This window comes from Streptomyces sp. NPDC002018 (assembly GCF_042890865.1).
GTDB lineage: Bacteria > Actinomycetota > Actinomycetes > Streptomycetales > Streptomycetaceae > Streptomyces.
On sequence record NZ_JBIASO010000006.1, the window covers coordinates 205,990 to 221,390 of the forward strand.

Genomic DNA, 15,401 nt, shown 5'->3' on the forward strand with positions numbered 1-15,401 from the left:
GCACGCACGAGCCCCGGCACCGAGGTCAGCAGCAGCCCGCCGCGCCGCCCAGCGTCCGCTTGTTGCGGGCCTCCCGGCTCCGCGAGGCCAGCAACTCATCGGCGGGATAACCGACTTCCTCCAGCGTGAGCCCGTGCGGCCGTACGACATGCACCGCCGAGTCCCGCACCCCCGCCGCCAGCACCTTCGCGGGCCACTCCACGGGCCGGTGCCCGTCCCCCACGAACAGCAGCGCGCCCACCAGCGAACGCACCATGTTGTGGCAGAAGGCGTCGGCCCGTACGGTCGCGGTGATCACACCGCGCGCGTCCCGCTCCCACTCCAGCCGCTGGAGCGTACGGATGGTCGTGGCGCCCTCGCGCTTCTTGCAGTACGCCGCGAAGTCGTGCTCACCGAGCAGCCCGGCCGACGCCGCGTTCATCGCCGCGACGTCCAACGGCCAGTCGTGCCAGAGCACATGGCCCCGCAGCAGCGGATCGACACCGCCGGGATGGTCCACCACGCGGTACGCGTACCGGCGCCAGAGCGCGGAGAAGCGCGCGTTGAACCCCGCGGGCGCCTCCTCGACCCTCCAGACCCGTACGTCATGGGCCAGCCGCCCCGCCAGCCGCCGCAGCAGCCGCTCGCGGTGCTCCGCCCACACGGACTCCGGCAGATCGACGTGCGCGACCTGCCCGCGCGCGTGGACCCCCGCGTCCGTGCGCCCGGCGACGGTCAGCTCATAGGTCCGCGCGGAGCGTGTGACCGTGCGCAGCGCGTCCTCGATCTCCCCCTGGACGGTGCGCCGGGTCGCCTGCTTCGCCCAGCCGGAGAAGTCCTTGCCGTCGTACGAGAGATCCAGCCGCACCCGTACGAACCCGGGCGCCGCTCCCTCGGCCGCACCCTCGCCCCGGCCCGCGCCCGTCTCTTCCATGGTCCCGTTCACCTGCCCGCTCCCCTTCACGGCCGAACGGGCCCGCCCCCCAGAGGGAGCGGACCCGTCCGTCAGTCGTCGTCAGTACGCTCAGGCGTCCTTGGACTCGGACTCGTCGGCCTTGGCCTTGGCCTCGGCGTCGTCGGCCGGAGCGGCGTCCTCGACGGTCTCGGCCGGAGCCTCGTCCTTCTTGAGGGCGTCTTCCTTGACCGCGCGCTTCGTCGCGGCCTCGGCCTCACCGGTCGCCTGCTGCGCGACGGTCAGGGCCTCGACCAGCTCGATGACCGCCATCGGGGCGTTGTCGCCACGACGGTTGCCGATCTTGGTGATACGGGTGTAGCCACCGGGGCGGTTCTCGTACCGCGGCGCGATCTCGGTGAAGAGCGTGTGGACGACGCTCTTGTCCGTGATCGACTGAAGGACCAGACGACGGTTGTGGATGTCGCCCTTCTTCGCCTTGGTGATGAAACGCTCCGCGACCGGACGCAGGCGGCGGGCCTTGGCCTCGGTCGTGGTGATGCGGCCGTGCTCGAAGAGCGACTTCGCGAGGTTCGCGAGGAGCAGCTTCTCGTGCGCTGCGCTGCCGCCCAGACGGGCGCCCTTGGCGGGCTTCGGCATGATGTTTCTCCCTGTGTCTGCACCGGCCGTATCAGGTACCGGTGTCAGTTACCGGCGGGCTGCTGCCCGCCGGAAGCGTGCACGGTCGCCGGGGACCGGCGACCAGGCCGTCCGGGGCCGGTCAGGCCCCGGACGGGGTGGTTCAGTACTGCTCGGTCTCCACGAAACCGGCGTCCGCGTCGTCGTCCGCGCCGAACGCGTCCGCGGCGGCGGTGGGGTCGAATCCGGGCGGGCTGTCCTTGAGCGCCAGGCCCATGCCCGCGAGCTTCGCCTTGACCTCGTCGATCGACTTGGCACCGAAGTTACGGATGTCGAGCAGATCGGCCTCGGAGCGCGCCACCAGCTCACCCACGGAGTGGATGCCCTCGCGCTTGAGGCAGTTGTACGACCGAACGGTGAGCTCCAGCTCCTCGATCGGCAGGGCGAGATCGGCGGCGAGCGCGGCGTCCGTCGGCGACGGACCCATGTCGATGCCCTCGGCGTCGATGTTCAGCTCGCGCGCCAGACCGAACAGCTCGACCAGCGTCTTGCCCGCGGACGCCATGGCGTCACGCGGCCGCATGGCCTGCTTGGTCTCGACATCGACGATCAGCTTGTCGAAGTCGGTGCGCTGCTCGACTCGGGTCGCCTCGACCTTGTACGTGACCTTGAGCACCGGCGAGTAGATCGAGTCGACCGGGATACGGCCGATCTCCTGGCCGACCTGCTTGTTCTGGACGGCGGAGACATAGCCGCGACCGCGCTCGACGGTCAGCTCCATCTCCAGCTTGCCCTTGCCGTTCAGCGTCGCCAGCACGAGATCCGGGTTGTGGACCTCGACACCGGCCGGCGGCGCGATGTCGGCGGCGGTCACCAGGCCGGGACCCTGCTTGCGCAGGTACATCACGACCGGCTCGTCGTGCTCCGAGGAGACCACGAGCTGCTTGATGTTCAGGATGAGGTCGGTGACGTCCTCCTTGACGCCCGGCACGGTGGTGAACTCGTGCAGGACCCCGTCGATCCGGATGCTGGTGACAGCCGCGCCCGGGATCGAGGAGAGGAGCGTACGGCGGAGCGAGTTGCCGAGCGTGTAGCCGAAGCCGGGCTCCAGCGGCTCGATGACGAACCGCGAGCGGTATTCGTCGACGACCTCTTCGGTCAGCGACGGACGCTGAGCGATAAGCATGCGTGAAATCCTTTTTTTGGGGACGCCCGCTATTTGACGTCCTTGGGTACTGCTCGGTTCAAGCGTACGGGCGGCACCGCGCGAAAGCGCCGAGCCGCCCATACCACACATCAGTCACGGACGCGGGTTACCGCGTCCGGGTCAGACGCGCCTCCGCTTGGGCGGGCGGCAGCCGTTGTGCGGGGTGGGGGTGACGTCCTGGATCGAACCCACCTCCAGGCCGGTGGCCTGGAGCGAGCGGATCGCGGTCTCACGGCCGGAGCCGGGACCCTTCACGAAGACGTCGACCTTGCGCATGCCGTGCTCCTGCGCGCGGCGGGCGGCCGACTCGGCGGCCATCTGCGCGGCGAAGGGGGTGGACTTGCGCGAGCCCTTGAAGCCGACGTGGCCGGCGGAGGCCCAGGAGATCACATTGCCCGAGGGGTCCGTGATCGAGACGATCGTGTTGTTGAACGTGCTCTTGATGTGGGCGTGCCCGTGAGCGACGTTCTTCTTTTCCTTGCGGCGCACCTTCTTGGCTGCACCCTGTCGGCCCTTAGGAGGCATGTTTTGACTTCCTGCGAGGAGGTGATCGGTCCTACAGCGAAGACCGCTGATGAGCGTCCGCTGAGGACTACTTCTTGCCCGGCTTCTTCTTGCCGGCGATGGCGCGACGCGGGCCCTTGCGGGTACGGGCGTTCGTGCTGGTGCGCTGACCGTGCACCGGCAGGCCACGGCGGTGACGCAGACCCTGGTAGCAGCCGATCTCGACCTTGCGGCGGATGTCGGCGGCGATCTCGCGACGGAGGTCACCCTCGGTCTTGAGGTTGGCGTCGACGTACTCGCGGATCTTGACGAGGTCTTCCTCGGCGAGGTCGCGGACGCGGACGTTCGGGTCGATGCCGGTGGCGGCGAGGGTCTCCTTGGACCGGGTGCGCCCGATACCGAAGACGTAGGTGAGGGCGACCTCGACGCGCTTTTCGCGCGGAAGGTCAACGCCTGCGAGGCGTGCCATTCATGGCTCCTGTTGATGTTCGGAGGTCTTCCGCAGTGGCTGTCCCGGCGGCCGGCCCCTCGTCTGCACGAGAGGCGCCCGGTCCGGGTCCCCGGCCTCCGCCGGAGGTGTCGGTCGCCCTGGTGGTACGGGTACCGGACACTGCGTAATTACGATGTTGCTCGCGTCGCGCGAAGTACTGCGAGAGGCAGGCGGTCGTACGTCAGCCCTGGCGCTGCTTGTGGCGCAGGTTGTCGCAGATGACCATGACCCGGCCGTGACGGCGGATCACCTTGCACTTGTCGCAGATCTTCTTGACGCTCGGCTTGACCTTCATGGGATTGAGGTTCTCCGGGTCAGTGCTGACAGCCCCGCCACGAGGTGGTCGGGCCGCTCAGCAAGATCTACTTGTATCGGTAGACGATCCGGCCACGCGTCAGGTCGTACGGAGACAGCTCCACCACGACCCGGTCATCGGGAAGGATCCGGATGTAGTGCATCCGCATCTTGCCGCTGATGTGCGCGAGGACCTTGTGACCGTTCTGGAGCTCCACCTTGAACATGGCGTTCGGGAGGGACTCGATCACGGTGCCCTCAATTTCGATGGCACCTTGCTTCTTGGCCACGCTTCGCCCTTCGAATCGGCTACCTTGATCGATTCTGGCAGCCGCATGCGGACACACGGGTACACCAGAGCCGACGCGTCAGTCTACGGCAGCACACCCGGAAAGACGAATCCGTGAAGTTTGCCCGTCCTGGAGATCATTAAGCGAACCGGGCCGGACCGCTCGCCCGGCGGCCGGGAGCACCCCCGCGGGCCGGTGACCCCCCGCGGGCCGGTGCGGTCAGGCCAGCGGATCCGGGGCCGCCGTGACACCCAGCTCCGCCAGCTTCGCCCTGCCGCCGTCCGGGGAGGTCAGGACCAGCGGCCCCTGCTCGGTGAGGGCCACCGAGTGCTCCCAGTGGGAGGACCAGGTGCCGTCGGTGGTGATGACCGTCCACTCGTCCGCCAGCACCTCGGTACGGGGCGTGCCCAGCGAGACCATCGGCTCGATCGCCAGACAGAAGCCGGGAACCAGCTTGGGGCCCTTGCCGCGCTTGCGGGAGACGTAGTTCAGCAGATGCGGGTCCATATGCATCTGCGAGCCGATGCCGTGCCCGCCGTACTCCTCGACGATGCCGTACTTGCCGCCGCCGGGACGCGGCTGGCGCCGGATGTACGTCTCGATCGCCCGGGACACGTCCACCAGCCGGCTGCCGTTGCGCATCGCCGCGATACCGGCCCACATCGACTCCTCGGTCACCCGGGACAGCTCGACGAGCTCCGGAGCGTGACCCGAGCCCACGAACGTCGTGAAGGCCGCGTCACCGTGCCAGCCGTCGATGATCGCGCCGGCGTCGACGGAGATGATGTCGCCGTCCTTCAGTACCGTCTTGTCGTCCGGGATGCCATGGACGACGACCTCGTTGACCGAGGTGCAGATCGTCGCGGGGAACCCGCCGTACCCGAGGAAGTTCGACTTCGCGCCGTGCTCGGAGAGCACCTCACGGGCGACCTCGTCCAGATCCCGGGTGGTCGCACCAGGCACCGCGGCCGCGCGGGTGGCCGCGTGCACGGCGGCGACGACCAGTCCCGCCTCGCGCATCTTCGCGATCTGCTCGGGAGTCTTGATCTCCACCATCGTTCTGCCTTCCACCCTCACGTCCGGTCCGACTCGTACCCGCGTGGTTGCCCCGCGGCGCCGTACCCCCGCCCCGACAACCCCGCTCAACACTACGGCCGTGGTGCCCGAGGGACGCCACGGCCGTACGCTTACCGCCTTCTTGCCACTCCCGGGGTCAGGCCTGTGCGGCCCTGGCCCCCTGGAGCGCCTCCATCGCACGCTCGGTCACCTCGGTGACCTTGCCGAGCGCGGAGATCGTCACCACCAGGCCCTGGGCCCGGTAGTAATCGATGATCGGCTCGGTCTGCGTGTGGTAGACCTCCAGCCGCGTCCGTACCGTCTCCTCGGAGTCGTCGTCCCGCTGGTACAGCTCGCCGCCGCAGACGTCACAGACACCCGGCTGCTTCGGCGGGCTGTAGGTCACATGGAAGACATGCGAACTGTCGCTGCGGCAGATGCGCCGGCCGGCGATCCGCTTCACGACCTCCTCCTCGGGGACCTCCAGGTCCAGCACCGCGTCCAGCTTCAGACCCTCGCGCTTGAGCGCCTCGTCCAGCGCCTCCGCCTGCGACACGTTCCGCGGGAAGCCGTCCAGCAGGAAGCCGCTCGCGGCGTCCGGCTGCGACATCCGGTCCAGGGCCATCGCGATGGTCACCTCGTCCGGCACCAGGTTCCCGGCGTCCATGTACGCCTTCGCCTGCTTGCCGAGGTCGGTGCCCTTGCTGATGTTGGCCCGGAAGAGGTCGCCCGTGGAGATGTGCGGGATCGAGAGGTTCTTGGCAAGGTACGCGGCCTGCGTTCCCTTGCCGGCACCGGGCGGTCCGACGAGGACGATTCGCATCAGCGGAGGAACCCTTCGTAATTGCGCTGCTGAAGCTGGCTCTCGATCTGCTTCACGGTCTCCAGACCCACACCCACGATGATCAGGATGCTCGTCCCGCCGAACGGGAAGTTCTGGTTCGCGCCTCCGAAGCCCGCCAACGCCATCGTCGGGACAAGAGCGATCAGGCCCAGGTACAGCGAGCCCGGCCAAGTGATCCGGTTGAGCACGTAGCTCAGATACTCGGCGGTCGGGCGGCCTGCCCGGATACCCGGGATGAAGCCACCATACTTCTTCATGTTGTCCGCGACTTCTTCGGGGTTGAAGGAGATCGCCACGTAGAAGAAGGCGAAGAACACGATCAGCAGGAAGTACGTCGCGATGTAGTACGGATGGTCGCCCTTGACGAAGTGCGCCTCGATCCAGGTCTTCCAGCCCGAGTTCGAGCTGGAGAACTGCGCGACCAGTGCCGGGATGTAGAGCAGCGACGACGCGAAGATGACCGGGATCACACCCGCCTGGTTCACCTTGAGCGGGATGTACGTCGACGTGCCGCCGTACGACCGCCGGCCGATCATGCGCTTCGCGTACTGCACGGGGATCCGGCGCTGCGCCTGTTCGACGAAGACGACCAGGCCCACCATCACGAAGCCGATCAGGATGACCGTGCCGAACTCGATCCAGCCCTTGGCCAGCGTGCCGCTCTGCTTGATGGCCCAGAGCGCGCCCGGGAAGCCGGCCGCGATCGAGATGAACATCAGGATGGACATGCCGTTGCCGATACCGCGGTCGGTGATGAGCTCACCGAGCCACATCACGGCGGCGGTGCCCGCCGTCATGGTGATCACCATGGTGACGGTGACGAAGATCGACTGGTCCGGCACGATCTCCGAGGCGACCGGGCAGCCGCTGAAGAGCGCACCGCTGCGCGCGGTGGCGACCAGGCCGGTGCCCTGGAGCACGGCGAGGGCGACGGTCAGATAACGGGTGTACTGGGTGATCTTGGCCTGGCCGGACTGGCCCTCCTTCTTGAGGGCCTCCAGCCGGGGGATCACCACGGTCAGAAGCTGAAGGATGATGCTCGCGGTGATGTACGGCATGATGCCGAGTGCGAAGATCGTGATCTGCAGCAGCGCCCCGCCGCTGAACATGTTCACGAGGCCGAACAGGCTGTTATTGCCCTTCTGAGCCGCGTCGACACAGGTCTGGACATTCTCGTAGCTGACACCGGGCACGGGGATGTGCGCCCCGAGCCGGTACAGCACGATGATGCCGAGCGTGAAGAGCAGCTTCTTGCGCAGGTCGGGCGTCTTGAACGCCCGGGCGAACGCGGTGAGCACGGTGCCTCCTGCGACCCCCGCGCTACTGCGTCAAGGGTGATGGTCTTGAGGATCGACGGATAAGGAACAAGCAACAATGCACGCCACCTTACCGGCGACTGTGCCTCCCTTGGAACGACCAACCGGGGATGCCCCATATGAGAGGCATCCCCGGTCGGGTGTTCAAGCCATCGAGTTGTCTCAGACGAGCTCGGTGACGGTGCCGCCGGCGGCGGCAATCTTCTCCTTGGCGGACCCGGAGACGGCGTCCACCGTCACCGTGAGCGCCACGGAGATCTCGCCCTGGCCCAGGACCTTGACGAGGCTGTTCTTGCGCACCGCGCCCTTGGAGACCAGATCGGCCACCGTGACCTCGCCGCCCTCGGGGTAGAGCGCGGAGAGCTTGTCCAGGTTCACGACCTGGTACTCGGTGCGGAACGGGTTCTTGAAGCCCTTGAGCTTCGGGAGACGCATGTGGAGGGGCATCTGCCCACCCTCGAAGCGCTCCGGAACCTGGTAACGGGCCTTGGTGCCCTTGGTGCCACGACCCGCGGTCTTGCCCTTGGACGCCTCACCACGACCCACACGGGTCTTGGCGGTCTTGGCGCCCGGGGCAGGACGGAGGTTGTGGACCTTCAGCGGCTTGTTCTCCGCCATGTCAGTCGACCTCCTCAACCGTCACGAGGTGGCGGACGGTGTGCACCATGCCGCGGAACTCGGGGCGGTCCTCCTTGACAACCGTGTCGCTGACCCGCTTGAGGCCGAGCGAACGCAGGGTGTCGCGGTGGTTCTGCTTGCTGCCGATGTAGGACTTCGTCTGCGTGATCTTGAGACGGGCCATTACGCACCCGCTCCCGCACGCGCACGCAGCAGAGCCGCGGGGGCGACGTCCTCGAGGGGCAGACCACGGCGGGCCGCGATCTCCTCGGGGCGCTGGAGGCCCTGGAGGGCCGCCACCGTCGCGTGCACGATGTTGATCGCGTTGTCGGAGCCGAGCGACTTCGACAGGATGTCGTGAACGCCCGCGCACTCCAGCACGGCACGCACCGGGCCACCGGCGATGACGCCGGTACCGGGGGAAGCCGGCTTGAGCAGCACGACGCCCGCGGCCTTCTCGCCCTGGATCGGGTGCGGGATGGTGCCCTGGATACGGGGGACCTTGAAGAAGTGCTTCTTGGCCTCCTCAACACCCTTGGCGATGGCGGCCGGCACCTCCTTGGCCTTGCCGTAACCGACACCCACGGTGCCGTCACCGTCGCCCACCACGACCAGCGCGGTGAAGCTGAAGCGACGACCACCCTTCACAACCTTGGCGACGCGGTTGATCGCGACGACGCGCTCGACGTACGCGGTCTTCTCGGCGGCAGCCGAACCGCCGTCACGGCCCTTCCGGTCCCGCCGCTCGCCGCCACCGGCACCGCTTCCGCGGCGCTGGGGTCCAGCCATTGGATTACCTCTCTCTGTTACGTCCGCTAGCTCCGGAACCGGGGCTTAGAACTTCAGCCCGGCCTCGCGGGCGGCGTCAGCCAGAGCGGCAATCCGCCCGGCGTACTGGTTGCCACCACGGTCGAACACGACGGCCTCGACACCGGCCGCCCTGGCCCGCTCGGCGACCAGCGACCCGACCTGCTTGGCCTGGGCGCTCTTGTCACCGTCGGTGCCACGGATCGAGGTGTCCAGGGTCGACGCCGACGCGAGCGTGTGGCCCGCGATGTCGTCGATGACCTGAGCCACCATGTGGCGGTTGGAACGCGTCACGACGAGGCGCGGGCGCTCCTGCGTGCCCGAGACCTTCTTGCGGACGCGAATGTGACGGCGCTTGATGGCAGCGGCCTTGTAGGCCTTGCCCTTGGCGATCTTGACACCGTATGCCATGGCTTACTTACCAGCCTTTCCGACCTTGCGGCGGATGACCTCGCCGGCGTACTTGACGCCCTTGGCCTTGTACGGGTCGGGCTTCCGCAGCTTGCGGATGTTCGCCGCGACCTCGCCGACCTTCTGCTTGTCGATGCCCTCGACGGAGAACTTCGTGGGCGACTCGACCTTGAAGGTGATGCCTTCGGGCGCCTCGATGAGGATCGGGTGGCTGTAGCCCAGGGCGAACTCCAGGTTGGAGCCCTTCGCCTGGACGCGGTAACCGACACCACTGATTTCGAGCGCCTTGACGTATCCCTGGGTCACGCCGGTGATCATGTTCGCCACCAGCGTGCGGGACAGGCCGTGCAGGGCCTTGTTCTGACGCTCGTCGTTCGGGCGCGACACCGTGAGGATGCCGTCCTCGCCCTTGGAGACCTCGATCGGCGCGGCGACGGTGTGCGAGAGGGAGCCCTTCGGGCCCTTCACCGCGACCGTGCGGCCATCGATGGTGACGTCCACACCAGCGGGAACCTGGATGGGGAGCTTGCCGATTCGCGACATGAGCTTCTTCCTCCGTTCCCGACTACCAGACGTAGGCGAGGACTTCCCCACCCACGCCCTTCTTGCTGGCCTGCTGGCCGGTCAGGAGACCGTGGGACGTGGAGATGATCGCCACGCCCAGGCCGCCCAGGACCTTCGGCAGATTGGTGGACTTCGCGTACACACGCAGACCCGGCTTGGAGATGCGCTTGATGCCGGCGATCGAGCGCTCGCGGTTCGGGCCGAACTTCAGCTCGAGGACGAGGTTCTTGCCGACCTCGGCGTCCTCGACCTTCCAGCCGGTGATGAAGCCCTCCTGCTGGAGGATCTCCGCGATGTGCGACTTGATCTTGCTGTGCGGCATCACGACATCGTCGTGGTACGCCGAGTTCGCGTTGCGCAGACGCGTGAGCATGTCTGCGATGGGATCAGTCATGGTCATGAATTGGCCTTCGGCCTCTCTCGCCGGGGTTTCCTGTATGCGCCATCCCTCTCCCCGGTCAGAGCCGGGACGGGTGCGGTGCGGGGACCTACGGCGTAGTAAGCATTACTTAGCGGGCTCGGCCCGCGTGCACTGATGGACAGCGGGCGCCCAACCCCACAAGCCTACGGCATGTGAGGGAGGGCGCTCACCGGCCAACTGCTTACCGAGAGTCCTGGTCGTTCCCGTACGGGAATTACCAGGAGCTCTTGGTCACGCCCGGCAGCTCGCCGCGGTGGGCCATCTCACGAAGGCACACGCGGCAGAGGCCGAACTTGCGGTAGACGGAGTGGGGACGGCCGCAGCGCTGGCAGCGGGTGTAACCGCGCACGCCGAACTTCGGCTTGCGGGCGGCCTTAGCGATCAGAGCCTTCTTCGCCACGGTCAGTTCTCCTTGAACGGGAAGCCGAGGTGACGAAGGAGGGCACGACCCTCGTCGTCGTTGGTCGCCGTGGTGACCACGGTGATGTCCATGCCCCGGACCCGGTCGATCTTGTCCTGGTCGATCTCGTGGAACATGACCTGCTCCGTGAGACCGAAGGTGTAGTTGCCACGGCCGTCGAACTGCTTCGGCGACAGACCGCGGAAGTCACGGATACGCGGCAGCGCGAGCGACAGCGTACGGTCCAGGAACTCCCACATGCGGTCACCGCGGAGGGTGACGTGGCAGCCGATCGGCTGCCCCTCGCGCAGCTTGAACTGCGCGATGGACTTCCGGGCCTTGGTGACCGACGGCTTCTGGCCGGTGATCGTGGTGAGGTCCTTGATGGCACCCTCGATCAGCTTGGAGTCGCGGGCGGCGTCGCCCACACCCATGTTGACCACGATCTTGACGAGGCCGGGGATCTGCATGACGTTCTCGTACGAGAACTCCTCACGCAGCTTGCCGGCGATCTCCTCGCGGTAGCGCAGCTTCAGACGCGGCGCGGTAGTGGTCGCAGTCATCAGATGTCCTCACCGGTCCGCTTGGCAACGCGCACCTTGTTGCCCTCGTCGTCAAAGCGGTAGCCGACGCGGGTGACGACCTTCTTGCCGTCCTTCTCCACGACGAGCTGCACATTGCTGACATGGATGGGGGCCTCGGTGGTGACGATGCCGCCGGTCTGCGAACCGCGGGCCGTCTGACCGGCCTTGGTGTGCTTCTTGACCCGGTTGACACCCTCGACGAGCACACGGTCCTGAGCGGGGTAGGCCACGATGACCTTGCCCTGCTTGCCCTTGTCCTTGCCGGTGATGACCTGGACCAGGTCGCCCTTCTTGATCTTCATGCTTACAGCACCTCCGGAGCGAGCGAGATGATCTTCATGAACTTCTTCTCGCGCAGCTCACGGCCCACCGGGCCGAAGATACGGGTGCCACGAGGGTCGCCGTCGTTCTTCAGAATGACGGCGGCGTTCTCGTCGAAGCGGATGTACGAGCCGTCCGGACGGCGGCGCTCCTTGACGGTGCGAACGATGACCGCCTTGACGACGTCACCCTTCTTCACGTTGCCACCGGGGATCGCGTCCTTCACGGTGGCGACGATGACGTCACCGATGCCCGCGTAGCGGCGACCGGAACCACCGAGAACACGGATGGTGAGAATTTCCTTCGCACCCGTGTTGTCGGCGACACGCAGTCGCGACTCCTGCTGGATCACGTCTATCTCCTGATCGTCTGCCGGTTCCCCGGGGGCCGATCACTCGGCCCCCGGAGCCTGGCGGAACTGTTCCGAGGAGGAACTCCCCCTCGGAGGGGTTTACTTGGCCTTCTCGAGGATCTCGACGATGCGCCACCGCTTGGTGGCGGACAGCGGCCGGGTCTCCATCAGGAGGACGCGGTCGCCGATGCCGGCGGCGTTCTGCTCGTCGTGCGCCTTGAGCTTGTTCGTACGGCGGATGACCTTGCCGTACAGCGCGTGCTTGACACGGTCCTCGACAGCGACGACGACGGTCTTGTCCATCTTGTCGCTGACGACCAGGCCCTCACGGGTCTTGCGGAAGCCGCGGTCGGTCGTCTCGGTCACGTTGTTCTCAGTCATCAGGCGCTCTCCACCGTCTCGATGCCCAGCTCGCGCTCACGCATCAGGGTGTAGATCCGCGCGATGTCCTTACGGACGAGCTTCAGCCGCCCGTGATTCTCAAGCTGGCCGGTCGCCGCCTGGAAGCGGAGATTGAACAGCTCTTCCTTGGCCTCGCGGAGCTTGTTCACCAGCTCCTCGTCGCCCAGTTCGCGCAGTTCGGACGCCTTGGTCACGGCCGCCATCACGCCTCACCTGCCTCGCGCCGAACGATCCGGCACTTCATCGGAAGCTTGTGAGCAGCGCGGGTAAGCGCCTCACGCGCAATCTTCTCGTTCGGGTAGGACAGCTCGAACATCACCCGACCGGGCTTGACGTTCGCGATCCACCACTCGGGGGAACCCTTACCGGAACCCATGCGGGTCTCGGCGGGCTTCTTGGTGAGCGGACGGTCCGGGTAGATGTTGATCCAGACCTTGCCGCCACGCTTGATGTGACGGGTCATCGCGATACGAGCGGCCTCGATCTGACGGTTCGTCACGTACGCGGGGGTCAGCGCCTGGATGCCGTACTCGCCGAACGAGACCTGCGTCCCACCCTTGGACATCCCGCTTCGCTTCGGGTGGTGCTGCTTGCGGTGCTTGACCCTACGGGGGATCAGCATGTCGGTCAGGCCTCCGTTCCACCGGTAGAAGAGGACGTCGCCTCAGCGGCCGGCGCAGCGGCGGCGTCGGCCTTGGGGGCCTCGGCTGCCGGGTTCTGCTGCGGCTTACGGCCACGGCCGCCACGCTCGCCACCACGGCCACCGCGGCCGGCGGGACGGTCGTTGCCGCCACCACGGGCCGGACGGTTGCCGGCGCGGGCCGCGGCGTTCTCGGCGCGCACCTCGGCGATGTTCTTGACGTCGCCCTTGTAGATCCAGACCTTCACACCGATACGGCCGAAGGTCGTCTTGGCCTCGAAGAAGCCGTAGTCGACGTTCGCACGGAGCGTGTGCAGGGGCACACGGCCCTCGCGGTAGAACTCCGAGCGGGACATCTCGGCGCCGCCGAGACGGCCACCGCACTGGATCTTGATGCCCTTGGCGCCGGCCTTCATCGTCGACTGCATGCTCTTGCGCATGGCGCGACGGAAGGAGACGCGGGAGGAGAGCTGCTCGGCGACGGCCTGCGCCACGAGCTGGGCGTCCACCTCGGGGTTCTTGACCTCGAGGATGTTCAGCTGGACCTGCTTGCCGGTCAGCTTCTCCAGCTCGCCGCGGATACGGTCGGCCTCGGCGCCGCGGCGGCCGATGACGATGCCCGGACGAGCGGTGTGGATGTCCACACGGACGCGGTCGCGGGTGCGCTCGATCTCGACCTTCGAGATGCCGGCCCGCTCCATGCCCTTCGTCATCATGCGACGAATGGCGACGTCTTCCTTGACGTAGTCCTTGTACAGCTTGTCGGCGTACCAGCGGGACTTGAAGTCCGTGGTGATACCGAGCCGGAACCCATGCGGGTTAACCTTCTGGCCCATTACCGGGTTCCTTCCTTGCTGCTGACGACCACGGTGATGTGGCTGGTCCGCTTACGGATCCGGTAGGCACGGCCCTGGGCACGCGGACGGAACCGCTTCAGGGTCGGACCCTCGTCCACGTACGCCTCGCTGATGACCAGCGAAGAGGCGTCGGTGTGGTCGTAGTTGTGCGCGGCGTTGGCAATGGCGCTGTCCAGCACCTTGCCGACCGGCACGCTCGCGGCCTGCGGGGCGAAACGCAGGACCGCCTGAGCCTCCGTGGCATCCATGCCACGGATGAGGTCCACCACGCGGCGGGCCTTCATGGGCGTGACGCGGATGTACCGCGCCTGGGCCCTGGCTTCCATGGTTGTCCCTTCGGTGTAAGTCATAGTCGTTCCACCCCGCGTTAGCGGCGCTTCGACTTCCGGTCGTCCTTGACGTGGCCGCGGAAGGTGCGAGTCGGCGAGAACTCACCGAGCTTGTGGCCGACCATGGACTCGGTGACGAACACCGGGACATGGATCTTGCCGTTGTGCACCGCGATCGTGTGGCCCAGCATGGCCGGGACGATCATCGAGCGACGGGACCAGGTCTTGATGACGTTCTTGGTGCCTGCTTCGTTCTGGACGTCCACCTTCTTGATCAGGTGGTCGTCGACGAAGGGCCCCTTCTTGAGACTGCGCGGCATCTGAAAACCCGCTCCTAGCGCTTCTTGTTCGTCTTGCGGCGGCGGACGATGTACTTGTTGCTCGCCTTCTTGGGAGAACGAGTACGACCCTCCTTCTGACCCCACGGGCTGACCGGGTGGCGACCACCGGAGGTCTTGCCCTCACCACCACCGTGCGGGTGGTCGACCGGGTTCATGGCCACACCGCGGACGGTCGGGCGGACGCCCTTCCAGCGCATACGGCCGGCCTTGCCCCAGTTGATGTTCGACTGCTCGGCGTTGCCGACCTCACCGATGGTGGCGCGGCAGCGGACGTCGACCAGCCGGATCTCACCGGACGGCATACGAAGGTGGGCCATGGAGCCCTCCTTCGCCAGAAGCTGCACGGAGGCGCCGGCGGAGCGGGCGAACTTCGCGCCGCCGCCGGGCCGCAGCTCGATGGCGTGGATGGTCGTACCGACCGGGATGTTGCGCAGCGCCAGGTTGTTGCCGGGCTTGATGTCGGCGGCGGGGCCGTTCTCGACACGGGCGCCCTGCGCCAGGCCGCGCGGCGCGATGATGTAGCGCTTCTCGCCGTCGGCGTAGTGCAGCAGCGCGATGCGCGCGGTGCGGTTGGGGTCGTACTCGATGTGCGCGACCTTGGCGGGCACGCCGTCCTTGTCGTGCCGACGGAAGTCGATCACACGGTAGGCGCGCTTGTGGCCACCGCCCTGGTGGCGAACGGTCACACGACCGGCGTTGTTACGGCCGCCCTTGCTGTGCAGGGGGCGGACCAGCGACTTCTCCGGCGTGGACCGCGTGATCTCGACAAAGTCGGCGACGCTGGAGCCACGACGGCCCGGGGTCGTCGGCTTGTACTTGCGGATACCCATTTCTCAGTCCTCG

27 protein-coding genes are annotated in these 15,401 nt (G+C 67.0%); all 27 read right to left on the reverse strand.

The features are described 5' to 3' along the window. Positions 1–25: 25 nt before the first annotated feature. Positions 26–913 carry a tRNA pseudouridine(38-40) synthase TruA gene (gene truA, locus ACFYYH_RS12140; RefSeq protein ID WP_388549279.1) on the reverse strand — a complete coding sequence of 296 codons (888 nt, stop codon included), beginning with the start codon at positions 911–913 and terminating at the stop codon, positions 26–28. A gap of 90 nt (positions 914–1,003) precedes the next feature. Beyond that, positions 1,004–1,531, reverse strand: a complete 528-nt coding sequence (rplQ, locus tag ACFYYH_RS12145) for a 50S ribosomal protein L17 (RefSeq protein WP_388549281.1) — start codon at positions 1,529–1,531, stop codon at positions 1,004–1,006. Positions 1,532–1,673: 142 nt separating this feature from the next. After that, entirely contained in the window at positions 1,674–2,696 is a 1,023-nt protein-coding gene (locus tag ACFYYH_RS12150; protein WP_003956430.1) for a DNA-directed RNA polymerase subunit alpha, read from the reverse strand. 141 nt (positions 2,697–2,837) lie between these two features. Then, complete coding sequence (gene rpsK / locus ACFYYH_RS12155; protein WP_003956432.1) at positions 2,838–3,242, reverse strand: 30S ribosomal protein S11; 405 nt, start codon at positions 3,240–3,242, stop codon at positions 2,838–2,840. A gap of 67 nt (positions 3,243–3,309) precedes the next feature. Beyond that, entirely contained in the window at positions 3,310–3,690 is a 381-nt protein-coding gene (gene rpsM, locus ACFYYH_RS12160) for a 30S ribosomal protein S13 (RefSeq protein ID WP_217307094.1), read from the reverse strand. Between the two features lie 202 nt (positions 3,691–3,892). Continuing rightward, on the reverse strand, positions 3,893–4,006 hold the full coding sequence (gene rpmJ / locus ACFYYH_RS12165; protein ID WP_003956441.1) for a 50S ribosomal protein L36: 114 nt from the start codon (positions 4,004–4,006) through the stop codon (positions 3,893–3,895). A gap of 67 nt (positions 4,007–4,073) precedes the next feature. Then, a complete protein-coding gene (gene infA / locus ACFYYH_RS12170) occupies positions 4,074–4,295 on the reverse strand; it encodes a translation initiation factor IF-1 (RefSeq protein ID WP_003956442.1) in 222 nt (73 codons plus the stop codon). 219 nt (positions 4,296–4,514) lie between these two features. Next, complete coding sequence (gene map / locus ACFYYH_RS12175; RefSeq protein ID WP_388549284.1) at positions 4,515–5,351, reverse strand: type I methionyl aminopeptidase; 837 nt, start codon at positions 5,349–5,351, stop codon at positions 4,515–4,517. Between the two features lie 157 nt (positions 5,352–5,508). Next, positions 5,509–6,174 (reverse strand): adenylate kinase, encoded by a 666-nt coding sequence (locus ACFYYH_RS12180; protein WP_388549287.1) that lies wholly within the window; start codon positions 6,172–6,174, stop codon positions 5,509–5,511. Further along, entirely contained in the window at positions 6,174–7,493 is a 1,320-nt protein-coding gene (gene secY, locus ACFYYH_RS12185) for a preprotein translocase subunit SecY (RefSeq protein ID WP_388549290.1), read from the reverse strand. The genes ACFYYH_RS12180 and secY overlap by 1 nt, the downstream gene beginning before the upstream one ends. A 180-nt stretch (positions 7,494–7,673) precedes the next feature. Beyond that, a complete protein-coding gene (rplO, locus tag ACFYYH_RS12190; protein WP_388549293.1) occupies positions 7,674–8,129 on the reverse strand; it encodes a 50S ribosomal protein L15 in 456 nt (151 codons plus the stop codon). 1 nt (position 8,130) lies between these two features. Further along, entirely contained in the window at positions 8,131–8,313 is a 183-nt protein-coding gene (gene rpmD / locus ACFYYH_RS12195) for a 50S ribosomal protein L30 (RefSeq protein WP_066943591.1), read from the reverse strand. Continuing rightward, complete coding sequence (gene rpsE, locus ACFYYH_RS12200) at positions 8,313–8,918, reverse strand: 30S ribosomal protein S5 (RefSeq protein WP_066943594.1); 606 nt, start codon at positions 8,916–8,918, stop codon at positions 8,313–8,315. The genes rpmD and rpsE overlap by 1 nt, the downstream gene beginning before the upstream one ends. 45 nt (positions 8,919–8,963) lie before the next feature. Beyond that, entirely contained in the window at positions 8,964–9,347 is a 384-nt protein-coding gene (rplR, locus tag ACFYYH_RS12205) for a 50S ribosomal protein L18 (protein ID WP_388549296.1), read from the reverse strand. A gap of 3 nt (positions 9,348–9,350) precedes the next feature. Then, the gene (rplF, locus tag ACFYYH_RS12210; protein ID WP_388549299.1) at positions 9,351–9,890 is read right to left on the reverse strand and encodes a 50S ribosomal protein L6; all 540 of its coding nucleotides are present in this window, start codon (positions 9,888–9,890) and stop codon (positions 9,351–9,353) included. 22 nt (positions 9,891–9,912) lie between these two features. Then, positions 9,913–10,311 carry a 30S ribosomal protein S8 gene (gene rpsH, locus ACFYYH_RS12215; protein WP_030351444.1) on the reverse strand — a complete coding sequence of 133 codons (399 nt, stop codon included), beginning with the start codon at positions 10,309–10,311 and terminating at the stop codon, positions 9,913–9,915. 235 nt (positions 10,312–10,546) lie between these two features. Next, positions 10,547–10,732, reverse strand: coding sequence for a type Z 30S ribosomal protein S14 (locus ACFYYH_RS12220; RefSeq protein WP_003948630.1), 186 nt, complete (start codon positions 10,730–10,732; stop codon positions 10,547–10,549). A gap of 2 nt (positions 10,733–10,734) precedes the next feature. After that, complete coding sequence (gene rplE / locus ACFYYH_RS12225) at positions 10,735–11,295, reverse strand: 50S ribosomal protein L5 (RefSeq protein WP_030351443.1); 561 nt, start codon at positions 11,293–11,295, stop codon at positions 10,735–10,737. Continuing rightward, positions 11,295–11,618 carry a 50S ribosomal protein L24 gene (rplX, locus tag ACFYYH_RS12230; RefSeq protein ID WP_388549303.1) on the reverse strand — a complete coding sequence of 108 codons (324 nt, stop codon included), beginning with the start codon at positions 11,616–11,618 and terminating at the stop codon, positions 11,295–11,297. The genes rplE and rplX overlap by 1 nt, the downstream gene beginning before the upstream one ends. Positions 11,619–11,620: 2 nt before the next feature. After that, entirely contained in the window at positions 11,621–11,989 is a 369-nt protein-coding gene (gene rplN, locus ACFYYH_RS12235) for a 50S ribosomal protein L14 (protein WP_003974257.1), read from the reverse strand. Between the two features lie 99 nt (positions 11,990–12,088). Beyond that, positions 12,089–12,370: a 30S ribosomal protein S17 gene (gene rpsQ / locus ACFYYH_RS12240; RefSeq protein ID WP_388549306.1), complete on the reverse strand. Its 282-nt coding sequence runs from the start codon at positions 12,368–12,370 to the stop codon at positions 12,089–12,091. Continuing rightward, the gene (rpmC, locus tag ACFYYH_RS12245; RefSeq protein WP_046504635.1) at positions 12,370–12,594 is read right to left on the reverse strand and encodes a 50S ribosomal protein L29; all 225 of its coding nucleotides are present in this window, start codon (positions 12,592–12,594) and stop codon (positions 12,370–12,372) included. The genes rpsQ and rpmC overlap by 1 nt, the downstream gene beginning before the upstream one ends. Beyond that, positions 12,594–13,013: a 50S ribosomal protein L16 gene (rplP, locus tag ACFYYH_RS12250; RefSeq protein ID WP_046504633.1), complete on the reverse strand. Its 420-nt coding sequence runs from the start codon at positions 13,011–13,013 to the stop codon at positions 12,594–12,596. The genes rpmC and rplP overlap by 1 nt, the downstream gene beginning before the upstream one ends. A gap of 5 nt (positions 13,014–13,018) precedes the next feature. Further along, positions 13,019–13,867: a 30S ribosomal protein S3 gene (rpsC, locus tag ACFYYH_RS12255; protein WP_030351439.1), complete on the reverse strand. Its 849-nt coding sequence runs from the start codon at positions 13,865–13,867 to the stop codon at positions 13,019–13,021. Beyond that, positions 13,867–14,214 (reverse strand): 50S ribosomal protein L22, encoded by a 348-nt coding sequence (gene rplV, locus ACFYYH_RS12260; RefSeq protein WP_004571827.1) that lies wholly within the window; start codon positions 14,212–14,214, stop codon positions 13,867–13,869. Before rplV ends, rpsC begins: the two co-directional genes overlap by 1 nt. Positions 14,215–14,255: 41 nt before the next feature. Next, a complete protein-coding gene (gene rpsS / locus ACFYYH_RS12265; protein ID WP_030351437.1) occupies positions 14,256–14,537 on the reverse strand; it encodes a 30S ribosomal protein S19 in 282 nt (93 codons plus the stop codon). 14 nt (positions 14,538–14,551) lie between these two features. After that, positions 14,552–15,388: a 50S ribosomal protein L2 gene (rplB, locus tag ACFYYH_RS12270; protein WP_093600081.1), complete on the reverse strand. Its 837-nt coding sequence runs from the start codon at positions 15,386–15,388 to the stop codon at positions 14,552–14,554. Positions 15,389–15,401: the final 13 nt, after the last annotated feature.

Excerpts from the sequence above, each read along its gene's own strand:
- truA (WP_388549279.1), bottom strand. The coding sequence starts at position 913 with ATGGAAGAGACGGGCGCGGGCCGGGGCGAGGGTGCGGCCGAGGGAGCG.
- rplQ (WP_388549281.1), bottom strand. The coding sequence starts at position 1,531 with ATGCCGAAGCCCGCCAAGGGCGCCCGTCTGGGCGGCAGCGCAGCGCAC.
- ACFYYH_RS12150 (WP_003956430.1), bottom strand. The coding sequence starts at position 2,696 with ATGCTTATCGCTCAGCGTCCGTCGCTGACCGAAGAGGTCGTCGACGAA.
- rpsK (WP_003956432.1), bottom strand. The coding sequence starts at position 3,242 with ATGCCTCCTAAGGGCCGACAGGGTGCAGCCAAGAAGGTGCGCCGCAAG.
- rpsM (WP_217307094.1), bottom strand. The coding sequence starts at position 3,690 with ATGGCACGCCTCGCAGGCGTTGACCTTCCGCGCGAAAAGCGCGTCGAG.
- rpmJ (WP_003956441.1), bottom strand. The coding sequence starts at position 4,006 with ATGAAGGTCAAGCCGAGCGTCAAGAAGATCTGCGACAAGTGCAAGGTG.
- map (WP_388549284.1), bottom strand. The coding sequence starts at position 5,351 with ATGGTGGAGATCAAGACTCCCGAGCAGATCGCGAAGATGCGCGAGGCG.
- ACFYYH_RS12180 (WP_388549287.1), bottom strand. The coding sequence starts at position 6,174 with ATGCGAATCGTCCTCGTCGGACCGCCCGGTGCCGGCAAGGGAACGCAG.
- rplO (WP_388549293.1), bottom strand. The coding sequence starts at position 8,129 with ATGGCGGAGAACAAGCCGCTGAAGGTCCACAACCTCCGTCCTGCCCCG.
- rpmD (WP_066943591.1), bottom strand. The coding sequence starts at position 8,313 with ATGGCCCGTCTCAAGATCACGCAGACGAAGTCCTACATCGGCAGCAAG.
- rpsE (WP_066943594.1), bottom strand. The coding sequence starts at position 8,918 with ATGGCTGGACCCCAGCGCCGCGGAAGCGGTGCCGGTGGCGGCGAGCGG.
- rplR (WP_388549296.1), bottom strand. The coding sequence starts at position 9,347 with ATGGCATACGGTGTCAAGATCGCCAAGGGCAAGGCCTACAAGGCCGCT.
- rplF (WP_388549299.1), bottom strand. The coding sequence starts at position 9,890 with ATGTCGCGAATCGGCAAGCTCCCCATCCAGGTTCCCGCTGGTGTGGAC.
- rpsH (WP_030351444.1), bottom strand. The coding sequence starts at position 10,311 with ATGACCATGACTGATCCCATCGCAGACATGCTCACGCGTCTGCGCAAC.
- rplE (WP_030351443.1), bottom strand. The coding sequence starts at position 11,295 with ATGACTGCGACCACTACCGCGCCGCGTCTGAAGCTGCGCTACCGCGAG.
- rplX (WP_388549303.1), bottom strand. The coding sequence starts at position 11,618 with ATGAAGATCAAGAAGGGCGACCTGGTCCAGGTCATCACCGGCAAGGAC.
- rpsQ (WP_388549306.1), bottom strand. The coding sequence starts at position 12,370 with ATGACTGAGAACAACGTGACCGAGACGACCGACCGCGGCTTCCGCAAG.
- rpmC (WP_046504635.1), bottom strand. The coding sequence starts at position 12,594 with ATGGCGGCCGTGACCAAGGCGTCCGAACTGCGCGAACTGGGCGACGAG.
- rplP (WP_046504633.1), bottom strand. The coding sequence starts at position 13,013 with ATGCTGATCCCCCGTAGGGTCAAGCACCGCAAGCAGCACCACCCGAAG.
- rpsC (WP_030351439.1), bottom strand. The coding sequence starts at position 13,867 with ATGGGCCAGAAGGTTAACCCGCATGGGTTCCGGCTCGGTATCACCACG.
- rplV (WP_004571827.1), bottom strand. The coding sequence starts at position 14,214 with ATGGAAGCCAGGGCCCAGGCGCGGTACATCCGCGTCACGCCCATGAAG.
- rpsS (WP_030351437.1), bottom strand. The coding sequence starts at position 14,537 with ATGCCGCGCAGTCTCAAGAAGGGGCCCTTCGTCGACGACCACCTGATC.
- rplB (WP_093600081.1), bottom strand. The coding sequence starts at position 15,388 with ATGGGTATCCGCAAGTACAAGCCGACGACCCCGGGCCGTCGTGGCTCC.